This window comes from Shewanella goraebulensis (genome assembly GCF_030252245.1).
Classification (GTDB): Bacteria; Pseudomonadota; Gammaproteobacteria; order Enterobacterales; family Shewanellaceae; genus Shewanella; species Shewanella goraebulensis.
Genome location: NZ_CP126972.1, coordinates 2,085,720 through 2,111,836, shown reverse-complemented (window position 1 = coordinate 2,111,836; position 26,117 = coordinate 2,085,720). Strand labels below are relative to the sequence as shown.

The window sequence follows — 26,117 nt, the reverse complement described above, 5'->3', positions numbered from 1 at the left end:
TATGTCATTGATTAATACTTCGGTTAAACGTCCTGTAACAGTATGGATGTTTATGCTTGCCATTATGCTGTTCGGAATGGTCGGATTTACCCGTTTAGCAGTAAAATTACTGCCAGATTTAAGTTATCCCAGTGTCACAGTTCGCACAGCTTACGATGGCGCTGCACCAGTTGAAGTAGAGCAGCTGATTTCTAAACCAATTGAAGAAGCCGTTGGTGTGGTAAAAGGCTTACGTAAAATTAGTTCTATTTCACGCTCAGGTATGTCAGATGTGGTACTTGAATTTGAATGGGGCACGAATATGGATATGGCAAGCCTGGAAGTTCGAGAAAAAATCGATACTATCGAGCTGCCCTTAGATATTAATAAACCACTATTGCTTCGCTTTAATCCAAATTTAGATCCCATCATGCGCTTAGCATTATCAGTGCCTGATGCAAGTGAGTCTCAATTAAAAAGCATGAGAACTTTTGCAGAAGAAGAACTAAAGCGCCGTTTAGAAGCATTATCAGGTGTAGCAGCTGTTCGTTTATCAGGGGGATTAGAACAGGAAGTTCATATTCTATTAAATCAGCAAAAGCTTCAACAATTAAACTTAAATGCGGACGACATAAAACGTCGAATTAATGAAGAAAATATCAATTTATCAGCAGGTAAAGTGATTCAAGGTGACAAAGAGTATTTGGTCAGAACCTTAAACCAGTTTAACTCTTTAGAAGAATTACGTGATGTTATCGTATACCGTAACGGCCAGACTCTAATACGCTTACGTGAAGTTGCTGACATCGTTGATGGATACAAAGAGCGAAGCGATGTCACTCGTATTGGTGATGTTGAATCCATCGAGTTGGCGATTTATAAAGAAGGTGACGCGAATACGGTTTCTGTGGCGAAAAAGATCCAAGCAGAACTTGATAACATTAATGCTGAATCAGAAGAAAACCAGTTAAAAGTTATTTATGACCAATCTGAATTTATCCAAAGCGCCGTCAGCGAAGTAACATCCGCAGCACTATTCGGCAGTTTATTAGCCATGCTGGTGATTTACCTATTCCTACGTGACATTATTGCCACCTTAATTATTTCAATTTCAATTCCATTTTCAGTTATTGCCACATTTAATATGATGTATTTCGCTGAAATCAGCTTAAACATTATGTCACTTGGCGGTATCGCTCTAGCCATTGGTTTATTAGTCGATAACGCCATCGTGGTGCTGGAAAACATCGACCGTTATAAAGCAAAAGGTTTAGCAAGATTAGATGCTGCAGTAAAAGGCAGTAAAGAAGTTGCAGGGGCTATTTTCGCCTCAACCTTAACGACACTGGCAGTTTTTGTACCATTAGTGTTTGTTGATGGTATTGCAGGTGCTTTATTTTCTGACCAAGCCCTAACGGTGACCTTCGCGTTATTAGCTTCTTTATTTGTTGCGTTAACTGCCATTCCAATGCTGGCCTCTCGTCAAGGCTTTAAACAATTACCTGAAGAAATCATAGCAGAGCCAAAAGTAAAACCATCCACCACTAAAGGAAAAATAGGTCATTATTGCGGTTTAGTGCTTGGATTTCCTTTCAAAGTGCTACTGAGTTATCTTCCTAATGCTTTATTGAACTTAGTCATTATTTTAACTCGGTTTATCTCGTGGTTGTTCAGTTTAATAATGCGTCCTTTAAGCGCAGGGTTTAATGTGTTTTATCGCTTTATTGAAAGGATATATCACCGAGTCTTAAAGCATGCAATGGCACACAAAGTGATTACAGTTGTTATTGCCATCATCCTTACTGTTGGCGCAGGTAGTTTATTCCCACGATTAGGTGTCGAGTTAATCCCACCGATGAATCAAGGCGAGTTTTATGTCGAAATTTTATTACCACCAGGAACAGCGGTTCAAAAAACCGATTCTGTACTTGAGCAACTCGCCTACTCAATCAGTGACAGTGAAGATGTAAAGCACACATTCAGCCAAGCAGGTAGTGGAGGCTTAATGACATCAGACACCGCTCGTGGCGGCGAAAACTGGGGACGTTTACAGGTTGTTCTGGCCAACACTCATGCCTTTGATAGCGTTGCTACAACATTACGTGAAACAGCAAGACGCATTCCTGCGCTTGATGCCAAAATTGAACACCCTGAGTTATTTAGTTTTAAAACGCCGCTTGAAATTGAACTATCTGGATATGATTTAGCTCAATTAAAACAAAGTGGCGATCAGTTGGTATCTGCGCTATCTCAGTCTAGTCGATTCAGCGATATCAATACCTCGCTGCGTGACGGTCAGCCTGAAATTAGTATTCGCTTTGATCATGCTCGCTTAGCAGCATTAGACATGGACGCACCAACCGTTGCGAGTCGAATTGCACATCGTGTTGGCGGCACTATCGCAAGCCAATATACCGTGCGCGATCGTAAAGTGGATATCTTAGTACGCAGCGAACTCGCAGAGCGTAATAATATTGAAGACGTAAATGCACTAATCATTAACCCAAATAGTCAACACGCTATACCACTTAGCGCGGTAGCTGATGTGTCTCTGCAAGTCGGCCCTTCAGCCATTAACCGTGTTAGCCAACAGCGCGTTGCTATCGTTTCTGCAAACTTAAGTTATGGCGATTTAAGTGAAGCCGTTAATCAGGCACAGCAGATACTGAACCAGCAGCAGTTTCCCTCTTCGATACAGGCACGATTTGGTGGTCAAAATGAAGAAATGGAACACTCTTTTGAGTCATTAAAAATTGCGCTTATTCTTGCTGTATTTTTAGTTTACTTAGTGATGGCCAGTCAATTTGAGTCTCTATTACATCCACTGTTAATTCTGTTTGCCGTTCCTATGGCGGTAGGTGGCAGTATCATCGGCTTATTTATCACAGGCACACATATAAGCGTGGTGGTATTTATCGGACTGATTATGCTCGCCGGTATCGTCGTGAATAATGCCATTGTACTGGTCGATAGAATCAACCAGTTGCGTAAAGAAGGCATTGAGAAAGACCAAGCCATCAGCACTGCTGCTAAATCACGTCTTCGCCCAATCATGATGACTACTTTAACCACGACATTAGGCCTATTACCTATGGCTATTGGTGTGGGTGATGGCAGTGAAATCCGGGCCCCAATGGCAATTACGGTTATATTCGGCTTAAGTATGTCAACGATGCTAACTCTGTTAGTGATCCCTGCCCTATACGGTATTTTTGATAAAAAGAACTATCAACAAGCGGAAAAAGAACAAGCGGTACTCTCTACAAACATGCCAACTGACGCTTCGGTGGAGGGACAATCATGAATAAGAGCAATCAAGCTTCAGCCCGTGATTCTCAATCATCTGAAAAAGGTTTTAGTATCACACGTCTTGCGATTAAAAGGCCTGTGACCACCAGCATGTTCTTTCTCGCTATACTGCTATTTGGCATGGCATCGAGTCGCTTGTTACCACTAGAAATGTTTCCTGGTATCGACATTCCACAAATCCAGGTTAACGTTCCTTATAAAGGCTCGACTCCTGCCGAAGTAGAACGCGATATCACTCGCGTGCTGGAAGAGTCGTTGGCAACCATGAGTGGGATTGAAGAAGTTCGATCAAATTCATCGCAAGACGGCGCTAATATTCAGCTTAATATGAAATGGGGACAAGACGTCGCCACTAAAAGTTTAGAAGCCCGCGAGAAAATTGATTCAGTCAGGCATCTACTGCCAAAGGATGTTGAACGAGTATTCATTCAGCAGTTCTCCACTGCTGATATGCCAGTCCTGACCATTCGTATATCAAGCGAGCGAGAACTATCAAACGCATTTGATTTGCTTGATAAACAATTGCGTAAACCACTTGAACGTATTGAGGGGGTGTCTAAAGTTACCTTATATGGTGTTGATCAAAAGCAAATTGAAATTCGACTTGATGCCGATAAGCTAGCAGCTTCTGGTATTAACCCATCAGAACTTAGACAGCGTCTGCAACAAGAAAATTTTGTTATTAGCGCAGGTACAGTGCGGAATAACAATCAGGTATTTCAGGTTTCACCTAAGGGAGAGTTTTTATCTCTTGAAGATATTAAAGCGGTTAAACTGAATACAACCACAACCCTTGGTGATATTGCCTCTGTTAAATTTACCTTGCCAGAACCCTTCGAAGGCCGCCATTTAGATCAAAAATACGCAGTAGGTTTAGATGTATTTAAAGAATCGGGTGCCAACTTAGTCCATGTTTCTGAACGTGTACTTAAAGTGATTGAACAAACTAAACAAGATCAACAATTCCAAGGCATTAAGTTGTTTGTCATGGAAGATCAAGCCTATGGGGTTAAATCATCACTACAAGACTTACTGATTTCAGGATTAATCGGTGCATTCTTATCTTTTGGTGTTTTATATCTATTTTTACGCAATTTAAAGATGACCTTGGTCGTGGTTTCATCTGTGCCTATTTCGATATGTATGACCCTTGCAGGCATGTATTTACTGGGTTACAGCTTAAATATCTTATCAATGATGGGACTATTGTTAGCCGTCGGTATGCTAATTGACAACGCGGTTGTGGTCACTGAAAGTGTTCTGCAAGAAAAACAGCGCAGTGGTTTAACGGGTAATGAAGATACTAAGCCTCATAGCCAAAAGGCTAATGAATCTGCAGTACTGACAGGAGTTGAAAAGGTTGCCTTAGCAGTCCTCGCTGGCACTTTAACCACCGCAATTGTGTTCTTGCCTAATATCGTTGGGGTAAAGGTTGAGTTAACTATTTTCCTTGAACATGTAGCTATTTCGATTTGTATATCTCTTGCTGCATCATTATTGGTAGCGAAAACCTTAATCCCATTGCTGCTAACCAAACTACATTTTGAGATTGATACTGAAGAAAAAGAGTCTAGATTGCAGCGTTATTATCAGCGCAGTTTAACTTGGGTATTAGAACACTCAAAAATATCAGGTGTACTTGCAGTATTAATACTTGTATCAACTGCCTTGCCTTTAAGTTTAGTTAAACAAGATCAATCTGATGGCGAAGGCAATGACCGCTTATACATTAATTATCAATTAGAAGGCCGCCATAATCTAAAGGTCACTGAAGCGATGATTAATCAAATGGAAGACTACCTTTACGGTAATAAAGAAGCTTTCATGATTGACTCTGTGTATAGCTATTATTCAGCTGACAGTATCCAAACCACTATTTTACTCGAAAAAGATATAGAAACACCGATGTCAGAACTTAAGCAAACCATCCGAGAAGGTTTCCCTAAGTACGCCGCAGCTACACCTCAGTTTGGTTGGGGAAATGAAAACTCTGGATTAAGGATCACCTTAACAGGCCGGTCTACTTCTGAATTAATTACCTTAAGTCAGCAAGTGGTACCGCTATTAAGTGCGATTGAAGGCCTAGAGGATGTGCGCTCTGAGGTAAATGCCGCTCAGCAAGAAGTAATTGTGACCATCAACCGTGAAATGGCAGCTCGTTTAGATTTAAAACTCAATGAAGTTGCTTCACACATTTCAATGGCACTGCGTGGCACACCACTGCGTTCATATAGACATGATCCCAATGGCGAATTACGTATCGAGCTTGCCTATGATAAAAGCTGGCAACGTTCGCTGGAGCAACTTAAACAACTGCCGATTATTCGTAAAGGTGAGCGTGTTTACAACTTAGATAATTTAGCTGAAATTAAAATTCAACCACGTTTTGACACAATTAGACATTACAACCGTCAAACCGCGCTATCGATTGGCGCAAATGTTAATGAAATCACCACAGAAGAAGCCCAAGAGCAAATCGAAAAGGTCATGCAAAATGTTAATTTCCCATACGGTTATGACTATAGTTTGCGTGGTGGTTTTCAGCGTCAAGATGAAGATCAATCCATCATGGCGGTAAATATGATTCTGGCGCTAGCAATGATTTATATTGTCATGGCAGCCCTATTTGAATCACTGCTTTTACCCACTGCGATTATTAGTTCGATTCTGTTTTCAATCACAGGGGTATTTTGGGCATTATGGATATCGGGCACCGCAATGTCAGTCATGGCGATGATAGGGATCCTTATCTTGATGGGGATCGTAGTAAACAATGGCATAGTTTTGGTCGACCAAATAAACCAAATGACGCCAAAGTTAACCGATCTTTCAACTACGATAAAATCTATTTGTATTACTCGATTACGTCCAGTATTGATGACAGTGGCGACGACTGTGCTAGGGCTTGTGCCATTAGCAATGGGTGACACTCAAATTGGTGGTGGTGGTCCACCCTATTCACCAATGGCCATATCAATCATAGGTGGTTTGAGTTTTTCAACTGTCACCAGTTTGTATTTAGTGCCTTTGTGTTATCAAGCCCTATACCGTATTCGCTATCAGTCATCGGTAAAATTAGGTTTAGCTGACAAAAGAGCTAAAAAGCTGCTACCTTGGACACTGTAAGTAATTAGTAATACGGAAACTAAGCCATTTTCGCCAGCACATTACATAATTAAAATAATGTGCTTGCTCAATGGTTACACGACACAGGAGCCCACAATGACGCTGAAACGTCTTAGTTTACTCACCCTATCGATAATTCAACTATCCCTTGTTAATACCAGTGTTTCTGCTGACGATGACCGCTTTAAAGATGTAGAAATCGTTTCTCAAAAACTCACTGAAAACACTTATATGTTTACAGGTTCCGGTGGCAACATTGGCGTTTCAGCAGGCAGTGACGGCCTATTAATTATCGATGACCAATTTGCACCTTTAGCCGATAAAATTAGCGCTTCACTCAATCAAATCCAACCTGGGAATCCAAAGTACGTCATCAACACACACTATCATGGCGATCATACTGGTGGTAACGCACACTTTGGCGAACAAGGAATTATCTTTGCCCATCACAATGTTTTAAAGCGGCTCAGTGCTAAAGAAGGTACACCCAAAGCAGCGCTCCCTGTCGTGACCTACTCTGAAGATGTTTCGATTCGTTTTAATAACGATACTATGACCTTAAAACATATGGGGCCAGGCCATACTGACGGTGACAGCGTGGTATTTTGGACTAAAGATAATGTCGTACATATGGGGGACCTATTCTTTAAAGATCGGTTTCCCTACGTTGATTTAAACGGAGGCGGTTCGGTTATAGGTTACAGGAATAATGTAGCAACAGTGATTGCCCAGATTGACAGTCAAACCCAGATTATTCCGGGTCATGGTGAGCTTGCAAATAAAGATGATTTAATGAAGTTTAAGCATATGCTTGATCATTCTATAAATTGGATGAATGAAAAGATAACTCAAGGCAAAACGCTTGAACAGCTTCATGCAGAAGGCTTTCCTGAAAAATGGAAAGATTGGAGCTGGAATTTCATCACTGAAAAAAAATGGATTGATACGCTATATCAAGATTTGAAAAAGTAACATTCAAATCGATTTGATTTTTAAAATAAAAAGCTTGTGAATATCACAAGCTTTTTTATTGATTTCGATTGATTTACTAGTTGTTTCTAAAGTGCCACAGAACCCAATATACTGGCTTTAAATCTTTGCCACCAATATTTTTAAAAGGGCGAGAAAAATAATACAACCATTGCCATGATGCCAAAAACTGCTTGGCTTTCTGCCAAATAATTTCTCCGCCAGCCTCTCTATAAACAGAAATAGCCTTCGAAATCCGTTCACTATCTTCACCTAAATAGCGGTATAAGCTATGAACATACACCAATAAGTCACGGATCTGTTTCTCAGCTACCGAACCCTTTTGTTGGTTTGCTTCAAAATCGATAAATTTAACTTTACCTGCACGCCAGCTAATGTCTCTAAGTGCGGGGCGACCATGAGCTAACTGCATTGAATGTAAGTTTGCTAATGCTTGGCTTGCATCATCAAGGATATTTTGTTGTTTCGCAGCCCCAACATCATCCCTATCTAACCAATCACGGATTGTTCTACCTGCATCTTCCACAACCAAGTAACCGTCACCATTGGCAACAACTTTAGGTACAGGCGCCCCCTCATTGTCTAATTGCTTCAATACTTGAGTTTCTTTGGTCAGTGCTTTGGCTGAATCCGTTTTTAAAAAGCGCATCGCACCTTCGAGGTGTTCTACTTGCTTTAACCAATAACGTTTTCCACCATATTGAAAATGGCTGATCCTCTGCCCTTGGTTTAATACCAGCATTTGGGAGACTTTATCTTTAAAGGATTGCATTTGAGTCATATGGGCTGTCCGTTATCGTTTTGAATATTCAGTATCCCGATATACAGACAATAACCGCAAATTTAGCTAGCACTAAATTGCTAACTTTTACCTTTTATTATATTTAGTGCAATTACTCTACAAACGAAATCCACATACAAATAACAAGACTCGCACAACATTTAACCAAAGAAATCAAATGTACATTGAAAAACGCGCACAAAAAAAGCGCCATTACTGGCGCTTTTTACAAGTTATAATTGAGTTCTTATTCACTTTCTACAAGTGATAACCCTTTACGACTCTAGTGGTACCGCTCTATTTTCAAGTAAAACAGGAATACCTTCTGTGATTGGATACGCTAACTTATCAGCTTTACAGATTAATTGATCTGCTTCTTTATCAAATTCCAACTTACCTTTACATACTGGACAAGCCACAATCTCAAGTAATTTTTTATCGAACGCCATGGAGGTTTCCTTGTTTAACTTTGACGACTTCGTTAAGTCTATTCAAAAATGCTTGGTCAAAACTTTCATTAAGCTTCGCATTAACTGGTAGATACCACCAGTTTTGTTGTGCAAAATCGCGACATTTAACCGCATCTTTCTCGGTCATTATCAATGGAGTATGTTGTGAGAGCTGCTGTAGCTCAGCTTCATCAAACGCTTGATGGTCTTCAAACGCTTTGGTTTGCTTAATTTGGTAACCTAAATGGTCTAAACTATCAAAAAATCGCTGTGGATTACCGATACCTGCCATCGCTATAGCTTCTTGCTGTTGCCACTTCTCATCATTCAAAGAAGGTTTTACCGCTTTTAGAGCAGAAGGTTCTAGACTCATCGCAATTTCATTTGCTTGAGGGCTACCACCATTATTAATTGCCCAATCAATCGTATTTAATCGCCACAAACCTTCACGTAAAGGCCCAGCAGGGATCAAACACTGATTACCATATCGGCGCTGACCGTCGACAATTGCCAGCTCAATATCTCGAGCTAATGCATAATGCTGCAAGCCATCATCACTAATAATCACATCAACATCAAATTGAGCTAAAAGGGCTTTAGCAGCGTCAATTCGCTTAGCACCAACAACCATAGGAACCTGCGTTCGAGCCACTATCATCGCTGGCTCGTCACCCACATCAGTGGCTTTATCAGCAACACTCACGGCTTTCACACCGTCAATATTAACTCCATAGCCACGACTTATCACCCCAGGCTTATAACCATGCTCGCGCAATAAGTCAATTAAATAGATAACCGTTGGGGTTTTACCACTGCCACCAGCCGTGATGTTACCCACAATAATAACCGGTGCTGGTAGGGTTTCTGCAGTGCTAAAACCAAATTTATATCCTAAACGCCTTAGCAAAGACACTAAAGCAAACAACCAGCTCAATGGCAGTAATAACCATTTAGCTGGATGTCCTTGGTACCAAATTTTATTCACTAACGATTGCATTTAATTACCAAATTGCATTTGGTACAGGTTGGAATAAATGCCTTCTTTGGCAATCAAATCTGTGTGAGTGCCCCGTTCAACCACTGAACCTTGGTCAATCACTAAGATTTCATCTGCAGATTCAATCGTTGATAAACGATGAGCTATCACAATTGACGTGCGGTTATGGCGTAAATTGTCTAAACCATGCTGAATTGCTTTTTCAGACTCTGTATCTAATGCCGATGTTGCCTCATCTAAAATTAATACAGGTGCATCACGTAACATAGCTCGCGCAATAGCGATACGTTGACGTTGTCCACCTGACAACAACACCCCATTTTCACCGACCTCGGTATCTAGTCCGTCAGGCAAGGTTTCAATAAACTCCATCGCATAAGCAAGTTCAGCAGCTTTAATGATTTGCTCACGGGACACTTCTCCTGGATAAGCATAAGCAATGTTATTGGCAATCGTGTCATTGAATAATGTGACTTGCTGAGATACCAATGCTACTTGGTTACGAAGCGACTTTAACTTGTAATCATAAATACTGACGTCATCGAGGGTAATATCCCCTTCGGACACGCCGGTATAGAATCGGGTCATAAGGCTAGCAATGGTTGACTTACCTGAGCCACTTCGGCCCACTAACGCAATGGTTTTACCTTGCTTAACTTCAAAATCTATATTGGTTAATGCAGGCTTTTCAGTATCAGGGTAACTAAAAGTGACGTTGTTAAACTTCAAGTTGCCTTTAACGCGCTGAGTTTCAAACTCACCAGTATCTGATTCTGGTGCGGTATCTAATAACTCAAACACAGTAGTACAAGCTGCAATACCCCGTTGAAATTCAGCGTTCACACGGGTTAAGTTTTTGATTGGCTGAAGCATGGCCATCATTGCGCCTAGAATTGCAGCAAAAGTACCCGCGGTTATATCATCTTTTAAACCTGGGAATGTTGCTGCATACAATACAAATGCCAGTGCGAATGAGCCAATAACCATAATAACCGGTTGGCTGATTGCTTGGGCTACAGCCAGTTTCATATTCTGATGGCGATTAGAATCATTCACTTTAAAGAAGCGATTCACTTCCGTTTGCTGTCCGCCAAAAGCTAACACATTTTTGTGGCCTTTAATCATTTGCTCGGTGGTAGCGGTTACCCCCCCCATGGCAGACTGAATTTGTTTAGATACTTTCCGAAAGCGCTTACTGACCACACTGATAACAACGCCCATCAATGGACCTATCACTAAAATACACAGTGATAACTTCCACGAATAAAAGAACATAATAGCGAGCATCGCGATAACAGTTATAGAGTCACGAACAATAGAAATCAACGCACTGCCTGATGCACGAGCAATTTGCTCTGTATCAAATGTCACACGGGAAATTAAATTGCCGCTATTTTCACGGTCAATGTAGCTCACAGGTAAACGCAGATAATGCTCAAAAACTTGTTGACGCATATCCATGATCAACTTCGCACTCATATACGAGACACAGTAAGTCGATACAAAGTTAGCAATACCGCGCAACGTAAACATGCCTATCACCACTAGAGGTGCCATCAGCATTATATCTTTATTGGCATTAAAGCCACCGTGAGTTGGAACATCAACTTCGACGCCACCGACTACAGCAGGAGCTTGACCAAAACCTTCGTCAATAAAAGGTTTAATGAATGCAATGAAAGCTGCATCGACAAGGCCATAAGTTAATAGGCCAGCAATGGCTAATAGGAACATTCCTTTCATTGGAACGAGATAAGTAAGAAGGCGTTTAAACACGCTCGACATTTCGTTATTAGTTGTTGTCATTGATTACATTAACACTTGAATAGCAAACAAAGGCACATTCTACTCTGCTTTAACTTTCTCACCAAATCTAAACACCTTGTTATACCAAAATGGCGCAATATCTGAACGATATTGACGAATTGTATAAGTTGATGGTTCAAAATCTATACTAATTTGGCCTGAGTTTCCGCTAACGAGTGTTTCAACTCCTTTCATTTTATATCGCTCGACAACATCATTTTTAGGGAATCCATATTGATTGGCAAACCCTGCAGTAAAAATAACATGTTGTGGTGATACCGCATCTATAAATGCCAGTGTGGAAGATGTACGACTGCCATGATGCGGCGCAAGTAATATATCTGACCTAGATAACATATTGTTATTGGTAAAGTATCTCTCTGAATTTTTCTCAATATCCCCTGCGAGCAAAACTTGATGCTGACCATCAGTAATAAACGCAATACATGAACGATTATTGTCATTTTTAGCCGTAGGGTTGATCGCTAATCTCAGCGTTACTCCGTGCCAATCAAATTGACGATTAGTACAAGGGTTTTGACTTCGTTCTTCTAAAGGGGAGCTGAAGTGGTGTGCAGCAGAATCGCTAATAATTTGAGTATTAGGATATTGCCTCATTAAAGCATCTAGGCCACCAGCATGATCGTTATCATCATGGCTAATTATGATGTAATCAAGTTTACTTATTCCCTTCGCATTGAGTGCAGGGATTATCACTCTATCGGCATAACTGAAGTTATCACCATATGCTGCGCCAGTGTCATACAACAAACCTCGATTACCTTGCTGAACAAGTACAGCCATACCTTGGCCAACATCCAGCACATGTACTTGCCAAGAAGGTACAAGTTGCGAAGGTGAAGAATAAAAAGCAGCCCATGAATACAGAATTAAAGGGATGCATAATACGCCGACCGCCAGTCTCCACAATGTATTGACTGCCCACATCATTAAAAATATGCCCAATATGAATAGCATTATGCTGATAACTAACTTGTCTGATAGATGTATCAGAGACATAGGCCAATGATCGCTCCCACTAATAAGTAACTGAAACGGCGTTAAAGCAACATCGGCAAAACTCATCAATTTTTCGCCAAAAAAGACTCTCAATTCATCTGTCATTGGAATAAACATTAAACAGAGATTCAACACCAAGGCAATAATACTTAGCGGAATGACCACAATACTGAACCAAGGAACCATAAGTAAATTGACCCAAATACTGTTAATTGAAATAGTGCCAAACAATATTGCCTGCATTAATCCTAGCCCTATAGCCAGTCGCCATTGAATCGACCAAAACCCAACCCAGAAGCCAATAAGTTTATTTTTATAATCTTGGTACTTGCTTACGAGGCGTTCAAGAAATGGAAGATTTTGTACATTAGGTTCAATTACTTGAGTGCCTGTAAACTCAATCTCATTATGACTAATTTCAAGCTCATTTTTTGAATTATTAAACGTACTTTCGCTATCAGATCTGTTTATCTTTGCTTTAGCAACTGAATACTCTAGCGTAAATAATATGATGGCAAGCGCACTGAAAGATAACCAAAAACCTGCACTTAAACTGGCAAACGGATCGATAAGTAATACGGCAAACAATGCCCAAATTAATCGTTGCCAAGGCGATGAATATTGATTCACCATAGTTAAGACAATTAAGATGAGGAGCATTATCAACGCTCGCTGAGTGGCGATGGCAAAACCTGCTAAGTATCCGTAACCCGTCGCCATTAAAGCAGCCAACACCATAGCGATGAGTAAGTTGCGTCTACTAAATGAAGGAAAAATCTGCAAGCCACTGCGAAAAATAAACCAGAACAAACCAAATACAACCGATAAATGTAAGCCTGAAATGGCCACTAAATGTCCGGTGCCAGTTTGTCTTAGTTGCTGCCATTGAGTTGGAGTGAGATTAGATTTATCGCCAAACAGCAGCGCTTTCAATATTGCCCCATTTGAGCGTGTTTGTAATATAGGGTCCATTTTATTAATGATAAGCTGTCGCAATGGGGTATTATAATCGAGTAGTTCAGCCTGTTTGACTCGGCCTTTAGCAACGATATGACGACTTAAGAAGTATTTTTGTTGGTTAAACCCACCTTGATTCAACGGACTAGTGATTGGCTTCATTCGCGCAGTAAAAATCCAAACCTGACCCACTTTTACTTCAGGCGGTTGTTGCCATGTGAGTCTATAGTTAGAGTGATAAAATTCGTATTGCTCAGAAATCACCCTAATGTCGAAACTTATCCAGTCGCTGTTTGTGCTAACTAGTGATACTATCTCTGCCTTAAATTGTTTTTGAACAGGGATTTCTGATTCATGTGAAGAAAATAATGAATTAAAACAAAAAGAAACTAACATCACTCCACAAAGTGCCCCGCTGATGAAAGGCCACTTTATGAAGGTGGATAAAACGACAATCAGAATGAATGACGCCATCCATATAGGAAGTAAGCTTGGCAATAAATTGCTAAAAAGCATACTGGCGCAAAAACCATAAATGAATCGATTTATCATTGATTAATTAAAGACAGTAATCGCGTATATGCCAAAAAAATTATTACAAAAATTTATGCCGAAGCCTGAAACCTTGCGTAATCACAAATATTTGCGGGTTTTCGGAAATTTGTTGGATAAACCCAACCTTTGGAGTTTGAATCGCAAATCTGCTCCTGGCTCATTTGCGGTGGGCTTATTTGTAGCTTGGCTTCCAGTACCGTTCCAAATGGTCATAGCTGCTGGCATGGCGATATTTTTTAACGTCAATATTCCACTCGCAGTTGCCCTTGTTTGGCTAACAAATCCAATCACAATGCCATTTATGTTTTATGCAGCATATTTGTTGGGCTCTAAAATTTTAGGCTTGGATACCACTGACTTTGCTTTTGAAGCCAGCTGGCAATGGGTAGAAAGTTCTATTGGCACCATTGGCCCACCATTCCTTTTGGGGTGTGTCGTGCTAGGTTGTATTTTTGCTCTAATTAGCTATTTTGTGATTAAGAGTCTTTGGAAGTATTCAGTATTATTCAAGTGGAATCGCAGAAACTAGTCTTTAACTAAAAGCTCCACTCAATACAAATAAAAATATAAAAAAGTCAGCCATGTTGCTGACTTTTTAGATTTAAAACAGGTCTATTCGGCTGTATTATTTACCTTACGATAAGCCAATACCATTAAATGAACGCACAATAAGCCACTAAAAGCACCACAGAAAAACATCATCGCTATCGATTCAACCGACGACATATCATCAGCATAAAGCCACCACCATAACGGCCATCCCACCAACGATAGAAAGGTCAGTTGTAACATACACGACTTACACCTGCCTATTTTTTGTTTGAATAGAGACTCTTGGCAATCATTACATGCCATTCATATATCCTTCAACTTAACTATTCGCATTTGAACTGTACTCATCCTTTAACATAGCAAAAACACATTCATCGCCCCATTGTCCTTTAAAAAAGATATTTTTATAGAAGTGACCTTCTTTTCTAAAACCTAACTTGTTCAGTAATGCCATCGATGGGATATTTTCAGCATCAGTCGTCGCTATAATTCGATGCTTGTTAAGTTCAATAAATAAATAGTCTATCAATGCGGATAGTGCCTCAAAGGCAATGCCTTGCTGCTGATATTGCTGAGCTAAGGTAAATCCTATTTCCATTTGCTCATTATCAATAAAATGCAGCGCTATATCACCCATAATGAGCTGAGTTTGCTTATCAGCGATGGCCAATTGAAACCATAAACCTGGCATACCAAATGCGTTATAGTCCATCGCAGCAAACAAAGATTGTGATTGCTCAAAATTGTAATCTGTCCAACTTTGATATTTAGCTATAAATGGATCTGCTCTATATTCAGTGAATAAAACTAGATCATCATACTCAAAAGCTCGAATACAAGTCCGTTGAGTCATTATCTTAAATTTCATATACTTTTAAACCTACAAATTTATTTTAAACAGTATGTTATATAATAATTTATTGATTACTTTTAATTCTTGCCACTAAAAAATCCACAGCTGCTTTAACTTTAGGTACATGATATCGTTGTTTTTGATATATCAAATACACTCCAAAATCAGCACTCTGTGTCGCTGATAACCGCGGTTCAAAATCAAGCTCTAATAACTCATCTCTTTCCAGAAATGGTGATAGAACCCACCTTGGCATCATTACAATCCCCTCACCTTTTTTCGCTTTTTCAATTAGCCACTCGCCAACATTACTAATGGCAGTAGCTGGAGCAGACACATCTTGCCATTGTCCCTCAATAAGGCTTAACCAAGGCACTCTGCCGTTAGGGGAGCGATAATACAAACCTTTATGTTGTGATAATTCACTGGGATGGGTTGGGGTACCCATATGTTCAAGGTATTGCTTACTCGCTGCTGGAATAAATTGATTATCCATTAATCTAATCGCCACGACTCGATCGTTGGGGGCATATCCGCCTCTAATGGCTATATCGACATCATCACGGCCAACTGAAGACAGCTCATCACTCAGCTCAATATCTAAAATAACCTTAGGGTACAGCTTGGAAAACTCTTCCATAAGCGGAATTAACACCTCGCGCCCAATACCCACCATAGCACTTATCCGTAACTTTCCCATGGGTTCGGTTTGGTAACTGCGCACAGCTTCATTACTTTGCTCTAGCTGAGTTAATAATAGTGATACTTGCTGATAATAATCTGCGCCAATTTCAGTTAAATTAACGGCTCTGGTTGAGCGTTTTAATAAGGTCGCCCCAAGACTTTTTTCTAAATCAGCAACCCGCCGCGATAAAGATGAAGCAGGAACAGAAAAGGCTTTCGCAGCTTGTGTAAAACTGCCCAGTTCCACCACTTTAACAAAGTATTTCAGCGCTCTTAATTGATCCATAACCCAACCATTATTGTCTTAAAAGCAATAAAGAATCGCTTTTTAGCCACTATATCTTATAAAAAAGAAAAGGAATAATAGATTCAATTATTAAAGAACAAACAGTATTAAGGATAATTTCATGAACACTTATACCGCCATTAATCTTGTCAAACGCCCTCAAGGCGGCCCAATCACTTCTGATATATTTGAAGTTGTCCAAAAGCCTATACCCGTTGTTAAACCTGGAGAGCTACTGATTAAACAAAATCATATGTCACTAGATCCAGCCATGTTTGGTTGGATGCAACCAGACACTGATAGCTACATCCCACCAGTTAATTTAGGCGATGTCATGCGAAGCAGCGGTGTAGGTGAAGTGGTCGAAAGCAATCATCCAGACTTTAAAACAGGCGATCGGGTTATGGGTATGATGGGTTGGCAGGAGTATTTTTTAACTGATGGTAAAGGGATAAATAAAGTCGACGCCCCCCTTCCTGACGAAACCATATTATCAATATTCGCCCTACCGGGCTTAACAGCCACACAAGGCTTATTCAATGTCGGTAAACCAAAGGCAGGCGAAACGATTATTGTTACTGGTGCAGCTGGCTCTGTAGGCTCAATCGTGGGTCAATTGGCTAAAGCAGACGGATTACACGTAATTGGCGTTGTCGGCAGCGATGAAAAAGCAGATTGGATTGTAAATGAACTTGGTTTTGATTCAGCAATAAATTATAAAACGGCAGATTTAGCAGCTGAGTTAGATAAATTAGCCCCTCAAGGCATCGACTTGTTCTTTGAAAATACCGCAGGCCCTATCCAAAGCTTAATTGTCGATAGAATGAATCCCCATGGCCGCGTAATGGTTTGCGGATTAATTGCCGATTACAGCAAACAAACCCCAGCACCAGGCCCAAGCTGGATGAATATCCTTAAAAGACGTATTACTGTTCAAGGTTTTACCATGCCAGATCACTTTGGCGAAGTGCCTAGTCTATTAGAAAAATTAACTCCTTATGTATTAAAAGGTCAAATCAAACATCGCTCACATGTATTAGAAGGTTTGGAGTCATCAATTGAGGGATTAAACCTATTTTTTACTGGTGAAAATAAAGGCAAGTTGATGGTAAAACTTTAACGCTCAATCTCAGATTAAGCGCTAAGATTGGAGCTAGTGCTATGTTTAACTTAGCATCGTTTAAATCAGCGAATAATAATGCGCCTTATTCTTAGGCGCTTTATTTAATTTCTGTTCTCATGTGGTTAGAACTTATTGCGATTGGGGATCAGTTGAACACTTGAATCAAATTGCTCGAGTAATTTTTTTACCACTCTCTCTGAATCTGAATAGATTTGATGTTGATGATTTGCTTGTAAATAATACAGAGCATAACTTAACCTTGAAGGCAGTAAGCTTGCTAAGCGTTCAGGTGCTTCATAGCAGTAATGACCGGGATAATAATGACAAGAAAATTTATCCGTTAACACCACACTCTTTTCTGTCATTAAGTGCTGCGCCAGCAGCGAATGGGATTCGCTGCGGTATTTAAATTTAAACCCCTCAGTAAGAGAGTTATTTTCTAATACTGGCTGTAATCGATTGATGCCAGAAAAAATAATTCCACCAAAAACATGTTCAGCAAAACCACTTTGCTCCATCCCTTCTTCAATCCATTTGTTCGGCGTCTTGCTAATGAAAACTGCTTCATTCTCTAATAGTGGTATTTGCCTTATCTCTTTAGGGGCATTAATAGGAAATAGGTTTAAGCCAATGTGAATATCACCATTGATAATTTGATCGAGCGTATGGTCATTCCAATGGTTAAAATTAATTTTCCCTTTTGGTATGACTTTAGCGCTAGTGGCCATTAATTCTTCAGCGATAACATCAATAAGCGGGCTTGCAATAGCAAAATTGATCTCGCCATCAAAGTCGCCTTGGTTTAAAAAGTCATCTGGATAAAACCGTTTATCTAATTGTATCAATTCATTTGCGAGACCTTCGCCAATTTCTGTTGCTCGTACGGTCGGTACTAACTGTCCTTGACCCTTAATAAATAAAGGATCACCTGTCGCATGTCTCAGTTTAGACAATACTTGGCTAACTGCGGATTGAGATATCCCTAATTTAGCCGCCGCAAGCGTAGTACTTCTAGTTCTATACAACTCATTGAAAACTCTTAAATAATTTAAATTAATTTGTTCGGGGTACTTTCTATACATACTTAATAACCAAGTCTCAAACCAGCTGTTATATTAGCTTAGCTTATAACTGTTATCAGTAGCACTCGTCACATATGTTAACTAGGATTTGCATTGCTTACGTTAAAAAGCCATCAAGTTCACATATGTATCTAGGGGAAGATAGTGACAAATCAGGTAACAGAGCCAGAGTTTTGTAAAGAAACCTTCGCAACAGTACTAAGACAATACCGTAAATCTTATCGTTTATCACAACAGTCTTTAGCTGATGACTTAGCGAATAATCACAGTCTATTTAAGAACATTAACCAATCAATGGTTAGTCTGTGGGAAAAAGGTACCATCCTACCTTCTTTAAACAGAAGAGTTGGCTTAGCTAATTTCTTTAATCAATGTTATCAATATGACGAGCATGAATTAAAAGTGATTAAAAAAGCGCGTAAAAATCGTATTAACGATGGTCAAATGCCAAACATCTACAACTACAGCATTAACCAAATCAAAGAGTTTTGGTTTGATGAAATGACTGAAGATGAGAAGGAAGGTATCTATCACGCTCATAAAGTGCAAAGCGGTTATGACTTTAACGAAACCCTTGAGCACATTGAGTGTAAGCGTGTGAAAGTTGTTTGTTTTTATTTTAACAACTCAATCATCGGACATTTAGCTTTTTGTGTTGCCCAAAATGGCTTCATCAAACTAGCCAGTATCGTTGCAATTGATAAAAACATTCGAATGAATATTATTAAGTTTATTCACACCTTGTCATCTGACATCATCCTTATTCTGCCAAGTTTTATCAGTTACTACAGTAACTTATTAAATGATATTTATCTTGAAAAAATACCAACAAACGGCCCTATCACTCTGCATTCAGCTAAAAGTGAAAGTTTGTTTAATAATCCGTTTGTTAAACACGTTTTGAATGGTAACGATGATTTAGTTTTACTGCGTTACGAACAGCAAAATTTCGACGCATAAACTGGTTTTCAGATAAAGCTCTAAAGGTTAATCTGCTCTAGATAAGTCATGATGACGCCTATTACTTCTGTAATAGGCGTTTTGTTTTAACAACGAAAACCTTATTGTTCGCTGAACATACTTCCAATCTTACTTTCAGATTACTTGGCTAAAATGAAGAACCTGGTTGCATCAAAAAGGCAATTTCTTCAGCTGTCGATTCTCGGCCTAATATACTGTTACGGTGCGGGTAACGACCGAAGCGTTCGATAATCTCGAGATGCTTCTTTTCAAATGCATAATTTGACTCTAAACCTGCTTGATTAAACAGTGTCAGTGCTTGCTGATGTACCATCATTGACTCACTATGCATATAAGGCATGTATAAAAAGCTACGCTCAGTCTGTGTTAACAGCTTATCTTGCCCCTGCGCTACCGCTTCTTGTGCTAACACTAAAGCAAGAGGGTCAGATAGAAACGCTTTAGGCGATTCACGATACATATTTCGAGAAAACTGATCGAGCACAATAATCTCTGCTAGCCTGCCTAGAGGACTTACTCGCCACTCATAGAGTTCGCCAGCCATAGCTTGAGCATGCAGAGTTGCGAATTTTGACATAATAATCCTGTCAAACTCACTATCTTTTTTAAACCACAAAGCGTGGTCTATCTCGTCAAACCAAAATGAAATCACCTGCTGAAAATCATTCATAGCGCTTCCTCAATTTTTATATCCATTGCAGTAACTTAACAATTGTATGCTAGATTTAAAATAGACTTTTATCTAGACACACTTTAGGACATCTATGGCAGAAAAACCTCAAGCTTCTAACGACGCCATAAGACGAGATCCACTTATTGAAAAAGTGCTTAAACGCTCACCCTCAAATATTGCCGCCAGTTTTACTGATGAACAACTTAATGCAATAAAAATGTCATTGGGCCCCAACACATGGGGCGGTCATTTTATTGATAAACGTGGCACCTTTAAGTTTCCATTTATTAAATGGCGCTTTTATTACGTATTTTTACTGGGTAAAAATAAACGCGCTTACACAAGGCGAGAAAAGAACATGTCGTTGTTGATGATGTTTGCCACCGTCAGCGGTTTTATAGTCATGAGTATGCTACTTGGACTACTGATGCTCTATCTTTTAAAATCAGCACTGGGTATCGACTTATTTCCTGATACATCACTGGGTATTTGGGACAATTTCAAAAGTTACTTTGATTAAGATGATTGTTTTTATTTCAAGTGGATTATTTTATCTCAATGACTTGAGAATGAAATGGTACTTAACGCAGCATTAATGCGTGAGCAGCACTTGCCTATACTTGAAGCAAAACTGCAAACGTCGCAAATCACTCTTAAATGCTTTGTTATACGTATTTTTCCACGAACATCTGTTTATAGGATTTAGTCTGCAATGCTGAATCTGTTAACCCAAACTTACTCGCTAGAGTTTCAAGTTCCGACTTATAAGCAGTTAACATTAGCTCATCGTCTGTCATGATGGCGAACTCAGCAAAGTCACCAATGCCATCTAAAGAGTCGACCGTAATATGAAACTTGCCGACAAAATAGATACTTCGAGTTTTGGTCGCTTTTAATGTAATTTCGTAACCCATCGTTTCCAGCATACTTTTAGCACTTTTTGCATCAGTGATATTGGTCGCTTCACATCGGTCTACCTCTGGGCCTTTAACAATCCAAAGCTTGATACCTGATGGTTTCATAGTACGAATACAGACGCTCTTATTCTGCTGGTGCAATGATTTATCTGGAGTATCAAAATAACAGTCGGATTCTAGATTGTCTTCAAGCATTACTTCATGGGGGGTATTTTTCAAAATATTCAAAAAATTAGTCTTCGACTCAAGGCGGTACTTAAGCTCTACCTCATATTTACCTTGAAAATGCTCATCGCTCATTTTGTAATCCAATCTCAAAATGAGAATTTTACCATAGGAGTACGTAGCTAAACATGATCATACGCATAACGCCTCCTCAAAGTAATGAGTGTGAGTCTACTAAATCTTGCGAAGAACAAGGCCATAATGATTTGCGAACGACAGAAATTTACACTCATGTTCTTGGTTAAAATAGAGCAAAGAACAATAAGTCCATTCGATCGTTTATCAGATATTGATAGTGTAAAAAGTGGATTTTTTTAAAAGTGTTAGGTTTGAGGTTCAAGCTATCAAATAAGCCAATAGTTAAGTTTTTAACTTAAAGTTTATAAGCTTTAATAGGGCTAGAACTATTTTAAAATCAGACTTAAAACAATAACTCAATTAGCAACAAGCAAAGTAAAAAGCTGAGTGCTCCTGCGTTGGAAATATTTCACATCTCATCAAAAATCACAGGGACTTAAGAAAGATGTGTCAAAAAAGATCGGTTTACCTGTTATTGAGATGAAATATGCAATTCACCATAACTATGTTTTTAAGGGTAAGGGTTCATTAGCGTACACATACGATAACTTTTTTTATTTATCGTATGTGTATTTTATATAGAGATTAAGCTTTAACGACCTGCAAGCGCTGATGCAGGGGCTATTTTAGTGGCTTTATATGCAGGGTAAATCGTTGCTAGTAAACTCATTACCATTCCCATTCCCACCACAACAATCACATCTTGTTGTTGTAATTCAGATGGTAAAAAGTCGATAAAATAGATATCAGAAGCCAACAGCTGAATGCCAAATGTCTGTTCTATGAAACTGGCAAAGGTACTTAAGTTAGTTGCCAATATGACCCCGATGATTGCGCCAATGGAACAGCCTAATAATCCATTTAAGCCACCTTGCATGATAAAAATCGCCATAACTGCGCCGCGCTTTAAGCCCATTGTCATTAAAATCGCTATTTCGGCGCTTTTATCTCTAACGGCCATCACTAATGTCGAGACGATATTAAAGCACGCCACTGCAATAACCAGTGCTAATACTAGGTACATCACCATTCTAACCAATTGAATATCTTGATATAGGTGGCCTTGAGAGCGAGTCCAATTATTGAGATGTAAATACTGGTTTTGAGCATAACCTAAGTCACGGGTTATTCTTGGTGCGCTAAAAACATTATTAACCGTGATCCTAAGCCCTGTAGCTGAGTCTTGAGGGATTTTTAACACCTTTGCAAGATACGACATCGACACATAAGCTTGAGTCGATTCAATTTCACCGCCCAAATCATAAACTCCCGCCACAATAAATCGGTGACTTTTAGCGGCAGACAATTTGTTCGATTGACTCATATCTGGGGTATACATAGATAATGTATCACCGACACTTAAACCTAACTTATCTAATAAACTGCGGCCTAAGACAATATTATTAACGGGTTCATCTAATGCATTCCAGCTATCAGTTGACATAAATTCAGCAAGCGTAGACACATGCTGTTCAAATTCAGGCTCTATTCCTGTTAGCTGTATGCCTTGAAAGCCGCCCGGCTTTTGCACTAAACCTTGCAGCCGAATAAACGGCGCTGTCGCCACAATTTCTGGCATTTGCTTGGCCGTTTCAGCAATCCCTTTCCAATCATGTAATGGCTCGTTGACACTAAGTAACTCACCGTGAGAAACCACGCCTAATAAGCGTTGTTCTAATTCACGCTCAAATCCATTCATGGCGGATAACAACAAAATAAGTACTGCAACACCAAGCGCAATGCCCGCTGTCGAGGCAAATGAAATAAATCCAATAAATCCATTTGACTGCCTAGCGCGATAAAAACGCCAACCTATTGTCAGCGGCAATAGTGACTTCATTAGCTATTTTCCATGGTATTGGCTTCGTGTATTGGTGAGTCATGCAACGTTTGCAATACGCCATCTTTCATTGTCAACTGTCTGTCCATTTTGGCAGCTAGTTTATAGTCATGAGTGACCACAACAAACGCAGTCCCTAGTTGCTGAGCAAGTTCACGAATAAGTAAATAAACACTGTCACCACTGCTGGCATCTAAGTTACCTGTAGGTTCATCAGCAAGCACCAATTTAGGTTTATTGATGAGTGCTCGAGCAATAGCCACACGTTGGCGTTCTCCGCCAGAAAGCTGTGCTGGAATATGTTGTAAACGGTGCCCTAGCCCCACTCGTTCAAGTAATTCTGTCGCTTCTTTTAAAGTTTGCTTTTTATCTCGACCTTGTATGAAAGCTGGCATCGCAACGTTTTCAAGTGCCGAAAATTCAGGTAATAAATGATGAAATTGATAAATAAAGCCTAAGTCTTGGTTACGGATTTCAGCCTGACGAGATGCATTTAGCTGGTATAAATTTTCGCCATCGAGTAAAACTTCACCTGATGTTGGAATATCGAGTGTTCCCATAATATGCAGCAAGGTGCTTTTACCCGATCCCGAGCTACCGACGATGGCAAGTTGCTCACCTTTGAATACGTTTAAGTCAACATTCGTCAGTACTGTGGTGGTGTTTTCACCATCATGGAATTGTTTACTAACGTTGCTCACTTGCAAAATCACAGGGCGTTCATTATTCATTATTCATATCTCAATGCGGTTGCAGGCTGAACTCGAGCAGCGGTTAATGCAGGATAAATTGTGGCAATAAGCGTCATCGCCAAGGTGCCTACAACGATGATAGCAATTTGGGGAACTGATATAGCAACTGGTAACATTTGACCAGTGCCAAGCACTGAAATTCCCAGCACATTGAGTATCATGTTCAAATTCAGGGTAACAGTTACACCTGCGAGCGCCCCCAGAGCGAGGCCAATGACAGCATTAAGTGATCCTTGAACAATAAAAATATTCATGACAGCTTTAGTTGTCAGACCTTGAGTTTTTAATACTGCCACATCCGTGGTTTTATCTATTACCATCATCACTAATGCAGATACGATATTAAACGCGGCGACTGCCACAATCAGTGAGAGCATCAGCGACATCATGTTCTTTTCCATCTTCACAGCAGCGAATAAATGGCCGAAATCATCACGCCAATCTCGAGTCGTGATAGTAATGTCTTGCTGTTTAAATTCAGCAACTAAGCTTTCGCCCATTTGCGGGGCCGAAAAAGGGTCAGCCAAATACACGCGAAGCTCGTTGATTTCACTTGGCTTTAAGCGCATTAAACGTCTTGCATCTTTATAGTGAATGTAAGCTAATGCCGAGTCGACTTGCGAGCCCATTTCAAACACACCCGCCACAGTAAACTTACGCTGACTGGGTACAGGCCCAAGCGGTGAATACACCACACCATCGCCACTGAGCAACCTGACTTTATCACCGATATTAATCGATAATTTACGGGCGAGTTCGCTGCCTAATACAATGTTATAACTGCCAGGCGTGAGCTGCTCGAACGCGCTAGAATAGGTATTGGCAATAATCGCTGATAGGTTTTGTTCAAACTCAGGAAATACGCCATACACTTGCACAGCGCTAATGTTTTGACTGGATTGCACCATAGCTTGCGTGGTGACTGTAGGCGCAAGTCCATGAATTTGTGATTGGGCAGTTAATGATTGAGTTTGTTGCTGCCAGTCACTGAAACCAGCCTCATTAACTAAGGTTAGTTGCGGGACAGCACCAAGGATCCGCTCTTTAAGCTGTCCTTCTAGGCCATTCATAACTGAGCTGACAATAATCAGCGCAGCCACACCTAAAAAAATTCCTGAAACGGCAAATAGCGTAATGAAAGATGCAAAAGCATTGGCTTTTCTTGTGCGCCAATAGCGGTAACCAATAAATAATGAAAACCTAAAATTCATAAAGAAAAATGCATCCCAGACGTAATTTGAATTAAAAAGGCGTTTATTGGAATAAAAAACAACCATTTAATTAAGCAAGCGGGCTAAAACTTGCTAAATGATAAAGATGAGCATGATAATAGGGGTATTAGTTTGATAAATAAAGAGGCAAACCTTGTTCACTGAATCCAATGCATATTTTACTGTGCCTCATCAATTTAATGTCTACCTTGAAACTTGGCCTGAATCGAAAGGGATCCCAACCGAAGAAGACTTGCGTTCAATGCAATCAGTTGGCTTAAAGCTACTTTCTGAAGTGAAAGAGCTTGAAGCAAGCTGCCTTCTACAACTTCGCAGCTTAGATAACGATGCAAAAGCTGTAGTGGACTTTTTAAAGCTCCAATCCCGTAAAGTCGATTTAGTGTTACATCATGTGTTAGAAAAAGAAGTTCAGTCTGGTGAGCAATTCCATGGATCTCATTTTGGTGGCAGCGGAATTAGCTTAAAGTCAGACACACCATTAAATGTCGGTGATTACTTTAAAACCTCCATCTATATCAACAGTGAACTGGTGGCGATTTTATGTTTATGTCAGGTGACTCAATGCCAAAGCATTGATCCTCAAAACCCTAGTACGGATAACGAAGCAGCTAATACTGAAAGCTACAACATTAGCCTTGAATTTAGCCAAGTATTAGATGCTGACGTCGAACAATTAGTAAAAGCCAGCTTAAATGTGCAACAAAAAATGCTTAAGATGCGTAAACAAAACCGCCAACAAGCTGCTGACTAACGAATATTTCCTGCAACTTAGCTTTTGCTCGCTTATAATAGCTGCCAGCAATAAAGGCAGCGAGGAAGCTTGCCTTGGTTATGACCCGTTTAAACTATTTATTACCACTGGTATGTAAT

22 protein-coding genes are annotated in these 26,117 nt (G+C 39.9%); 8 read left to right on the top strand and 14 right to left on the bottom strand.

Features of this window, described 5'->3' with window-relative positions:
• Position 1: 1 nt before the first annotated feature.
• From QPX86_RS08790 to QPX86_RS08780, 3 genes are all read left to right on the top strand, one after another.
• Positions 2–3,283 (top strand): efflux RND transporter permease subunit, encoded by a 3,282-nt coding sequence (locus tag QPX86_RS08790; RefSeq protein ID WP_285164952.1) that lies wholly within the window; start codon positions 2–4, stop codon positions 3,281–3,283.
• Complete coding sequence (locus tag QPX86_RS08785) at positions 3,280–6,414, top strand: efflux RND transporter permease subunit (protein WP_285164951.1); 3,135 nt, start codon at positions 3,280–3,282, stop codon at positions 6,412–6,414. Before QPX86_RS08790 ends, QPX86_RS08785 begins: the two co-directional genes overlap by 4 nt.
• Before the next feature lie 96 nt (positions 6,415–6,510).
• A complete protein-coding gene (locus tag QPX86_RS08780) occupies positions 6,511–7,386 on the top strand; it encodes an MBL fold metallo-hydrolase (protein WP_220754550.1) in 876 nt (291 codons plus the stop codon).
• 76 nt (positions 7,387–7,462) lie between these two features.
• Here QPX86_RS08780 and QPX86_RS08775 read toward each other — a convergent pair whose 3' ends face one another.
• From QPX86_RS08775 to QPX86_RS08755, 5 genes are all read right to left on the bottom strand, one after another.
• Positions 7,463–8,185, bottom strand: coding sequence for a phosphotransferase (locus QPX86_RS08775; protein ID WP_285164950.1), 723 nt, complete (start codon positions 8,183–8,185; stop codon positions 7,463–7,465).
• 275 nt (positions 8,186–8,460) lie between these two features.
• The gene (locus QPX86_RS08770; RefSeq protein WP_220754552.1) at positions 8,461–8,634 is read right to left on the bottom strand and encodes a Trm112 family protein; all 174 of its coding nucleotides are present in this window, start codon (positions 8,632–8,634) and stop codon (positions 8,461–8,463) included.
• Entirely contained in the window at positions 8,621–9,631 is a 1,011-nt protein-coding gene (gene lpxK / locus QPX86_RS08765; protein ID WP_220754553.1) for a tetraacyldisaccharide 4'-kinase, read from the bottom strand. The genes QPX86_RS08770 and lpxK overlap by 14 nt, the downstream gene beginning before the upstream one ends.
• Positions 9,632–11,437: a lipid A export permease/ATP-binding protein MsbA gene (gene msbA / locus QPX86_RS08760; protein ID WP_285164949.1), complete on the bottom strand. Its 1,806-nt coding sequence runs from the start codon at positions 11,435–11,437 to the stop codon at positions 9,632–9,634.
• 39 nt (positions 11,438–11,476) lie between these two features.
• A complete protein-coding gene (locus tag QPX86_RS08755) occupies positions 11,477–13,930 on the bottom strand; it encodes a DNA internalization-related competence protein ComEC/Rec2 (protein WP_285164948.1) in 2,454 nt (817 codons plus the stop codon).
• Between the two features lie 64 nt (positions 13,931–13,994).
• On the opposite strand from QPX86_RS08755, the gene QPX86_RS08750 reads away from it, so the two are divergent.
• A complete protein-coding gene (locus QPX86_RS08750) occupies positions 13,995–14,498 on the top strand; it encodes a DUF2062 domain-containing protein (protein ID WP_220754556.1) in 504 nt (167 codons plus the stop codon).
• 83 nt (positions 14,499–14,581) lie between these two features.
• On the opposite strand, the gene QPX86_RS08745 is transcribed toward QPX86_RS08750, so the two are convergent.
• From QPX86_RS08745 to QPX86_RS08735, 3 genes are read right to left on the bottom strand one after another with little or no spacing between them, the layout of a single operon-like run.
• Positions 14,582–14,824, bottom strand: coding sequence for a DUF3624 domain-containing protein (locus tag QPX86_RS08745; protein WP_285164947.1), 243 nt, complete (start codon positions 14,822–14,824; stop codon positions 14,582–14,584).
• Positions 14,825–14,840: 16 nt separating this feature from the next.
• Positions 14,841–15,389, bottom strand: a complete 549-nt coding sequence (locus QPX86_RS08740) for a GNAT family N-acetyltransferase (RefSeq protein WP_285164946.1) — start codon at positions 15,387–15,389, stop codon at positions 14,841–14,843.
• Between the two features lie 49 nt (positions 15,390–15,438).
• Entirely contained in the window at positions 15,439–16,344 is a 906-nt protein-coding gene (locus tag QPX86_RS08735) for a LysR family transcriptional regulator (RefSeq protein WP_285164945.1), read from the bottom strand.
• A gap of 121 nt (positions 16,345–16,465) precedes the next feature.
• Here QPX86_RS08735 and QPX86_RS08730 point away from each other — a divergent pair, with 121 nt between their 5' ends.
• Complete coding sequence (locus QPX86_RS08730) at positions 16,466–17,464, top strand: NADP-dependent oxidoreductase (RefSeq protein WP_285164944.1); 999 nt, start codon at positions 16,466–16,468, stop codon at positions 17,462–17,464.
• Between the two features lie 125 nt (positions 17,465–17,589).
• Here QPX86_RS08730 and QPX86_RS08725 read toward each other — a convergent pair whose 3' ends face one another.
• Positions 17,590–18,549, bottom strand: a complete 960-nt coding sequence (locus tag QPX86_RS08725; protein ID WP_299573289.1) for a LysR family transcriptional regulator — start codon at positions 18,547–18,549, stop codon at positions 17,590–17,592.
• 144 nt (positions 18,550–18,693) lie between these two features.
• Between QPX86_RS08725 and QPX86_RS08720 the strand changes: the two genes are divergently transcribed.
• Positions 18,694–19,509 carry a helix-turn-helix domain-containing protein gene (locus QPX86_RS08720; protein WP_220754562.1) on the top strand — a complete coding sequence of 272 codons (816 nt, stop codon included), beginning with the start codon at positions 18,694–18,696 and terminating at the stop codon, positions 19,507–19,509.
• 148 nt (positions 19,510–19,657) lie between these two features.
• On the opposite strand, the gene QPX86_RS08715 is transcribed toward QPX86_RS08720, so the two are convergent.
• The gene (locus QPX86_RS08715) at positions 19,658–20,200 is read right to left on the bottom strand and encodes a DUF924 family protein (RefSeq protein ID WP_220754563.1); all 543 of its coding nucleotides are present in this window, start codon (positions 20,198–20,200) and stop codon (positions 19,658–19,660) included.
• A 94-nt stretch (positions 20,201–20,294) separates the two neighbouring features.
• On the opposite strand from QPX86_RS08715, the gene QPX86_RS08710 reads away from it, so the two are divergent.
• On the top strand, positions 20,295–20,723 hold the full coding sequence (locus QPX86_RS08710; protein WP_285164942.1) for a hypothetical protein: 429 nt from the start codon (positions 20,295–20,297) through the stop codon (positions 20,721–20,723).
• 145 nt (positions 20,724–20,868) lie between these two features.
• Here the strand turns inward: QPX86_RS08710 and cyaB are convergent, their stop codons facing one another.
• The 4 genes from cyaB to QPX86_RS08690 all read right to left on the bottom strand — a co-directional run bounded on the left by cyaB (position 20,869) and on the right by QPX86_RS08690 (position 25,226).
• Positions 20,869–21,420, bottom strand: a complete 552-nt coding sequence (cyaB, locus tag QPX86_RS08705) for a class IV adenylate cyclase (RefSeq protein ID WP_285164941.1) — start codon at positions 21,418–21,420, stop codon at positions 20,869–20,871.
• A 595-nt stretch (positions 21,421–22,015) separates the two neighbouring features.
• Positions 22,016–23,263, bottom strand: coding sequence for a lipoprotein-releasing ABC transporter permease subunit LolE (gene lolE, locus QPX86_RS08700; RefSeq protein WP_285164940.1), 1,248 nt, complete (start codon positions 23,261–23,263; stop codon positions 22,016–22,018).
• Positions 23,263–23,994, bottom strand: coding sequence for a lipoprotein-releasing ABC transporter ATP-binding protein LolD (lolD, locus tag QPX86_RS08695; protein WP_285164939.1), 732 nt, complete (start codon positions 23,992–23,994; stop codon positions 23,263–23,265). The genes lolE and lolD overlap by 1 nt, the downstream gene beginning before the upstream one ends.
• The gene (locus QPX86_RS08690; RefSeq protein ID WP_285164938.1) at positions 23,994–25,226 is read right to left on the bottom strand and encodes a lipoprotein-releasing ABC transporter permease subunit; all 1,233 of its coding nucleotides are present in this window, start codon (positions 25,224–25,226) and stop codon (positions 23,994–23,996) included. Before QPX86_RS08690 ends, lolD begins: the two co-directional genes overlap by 1 nt.
• Before the next feature lie 154 nt (positions 25,227–25,380).
• On the opposite strand from QPX86_RS08690, the gene QPX86_RS08685 reads away from it, so the two are divergent.
• Positions 25,381–25,998: a hypothetical protein gene (locus QPX86_RS08685; RefSeq protein WP_220754569.1), complete on the top strand. Its 618-nt coding sequence runs from the start codon at positions 25,381–25,383 to the stop codon at positions 25,996–25,998.
• Positions 25,999–26,117 lie beyond the last annotated feature (119 nt).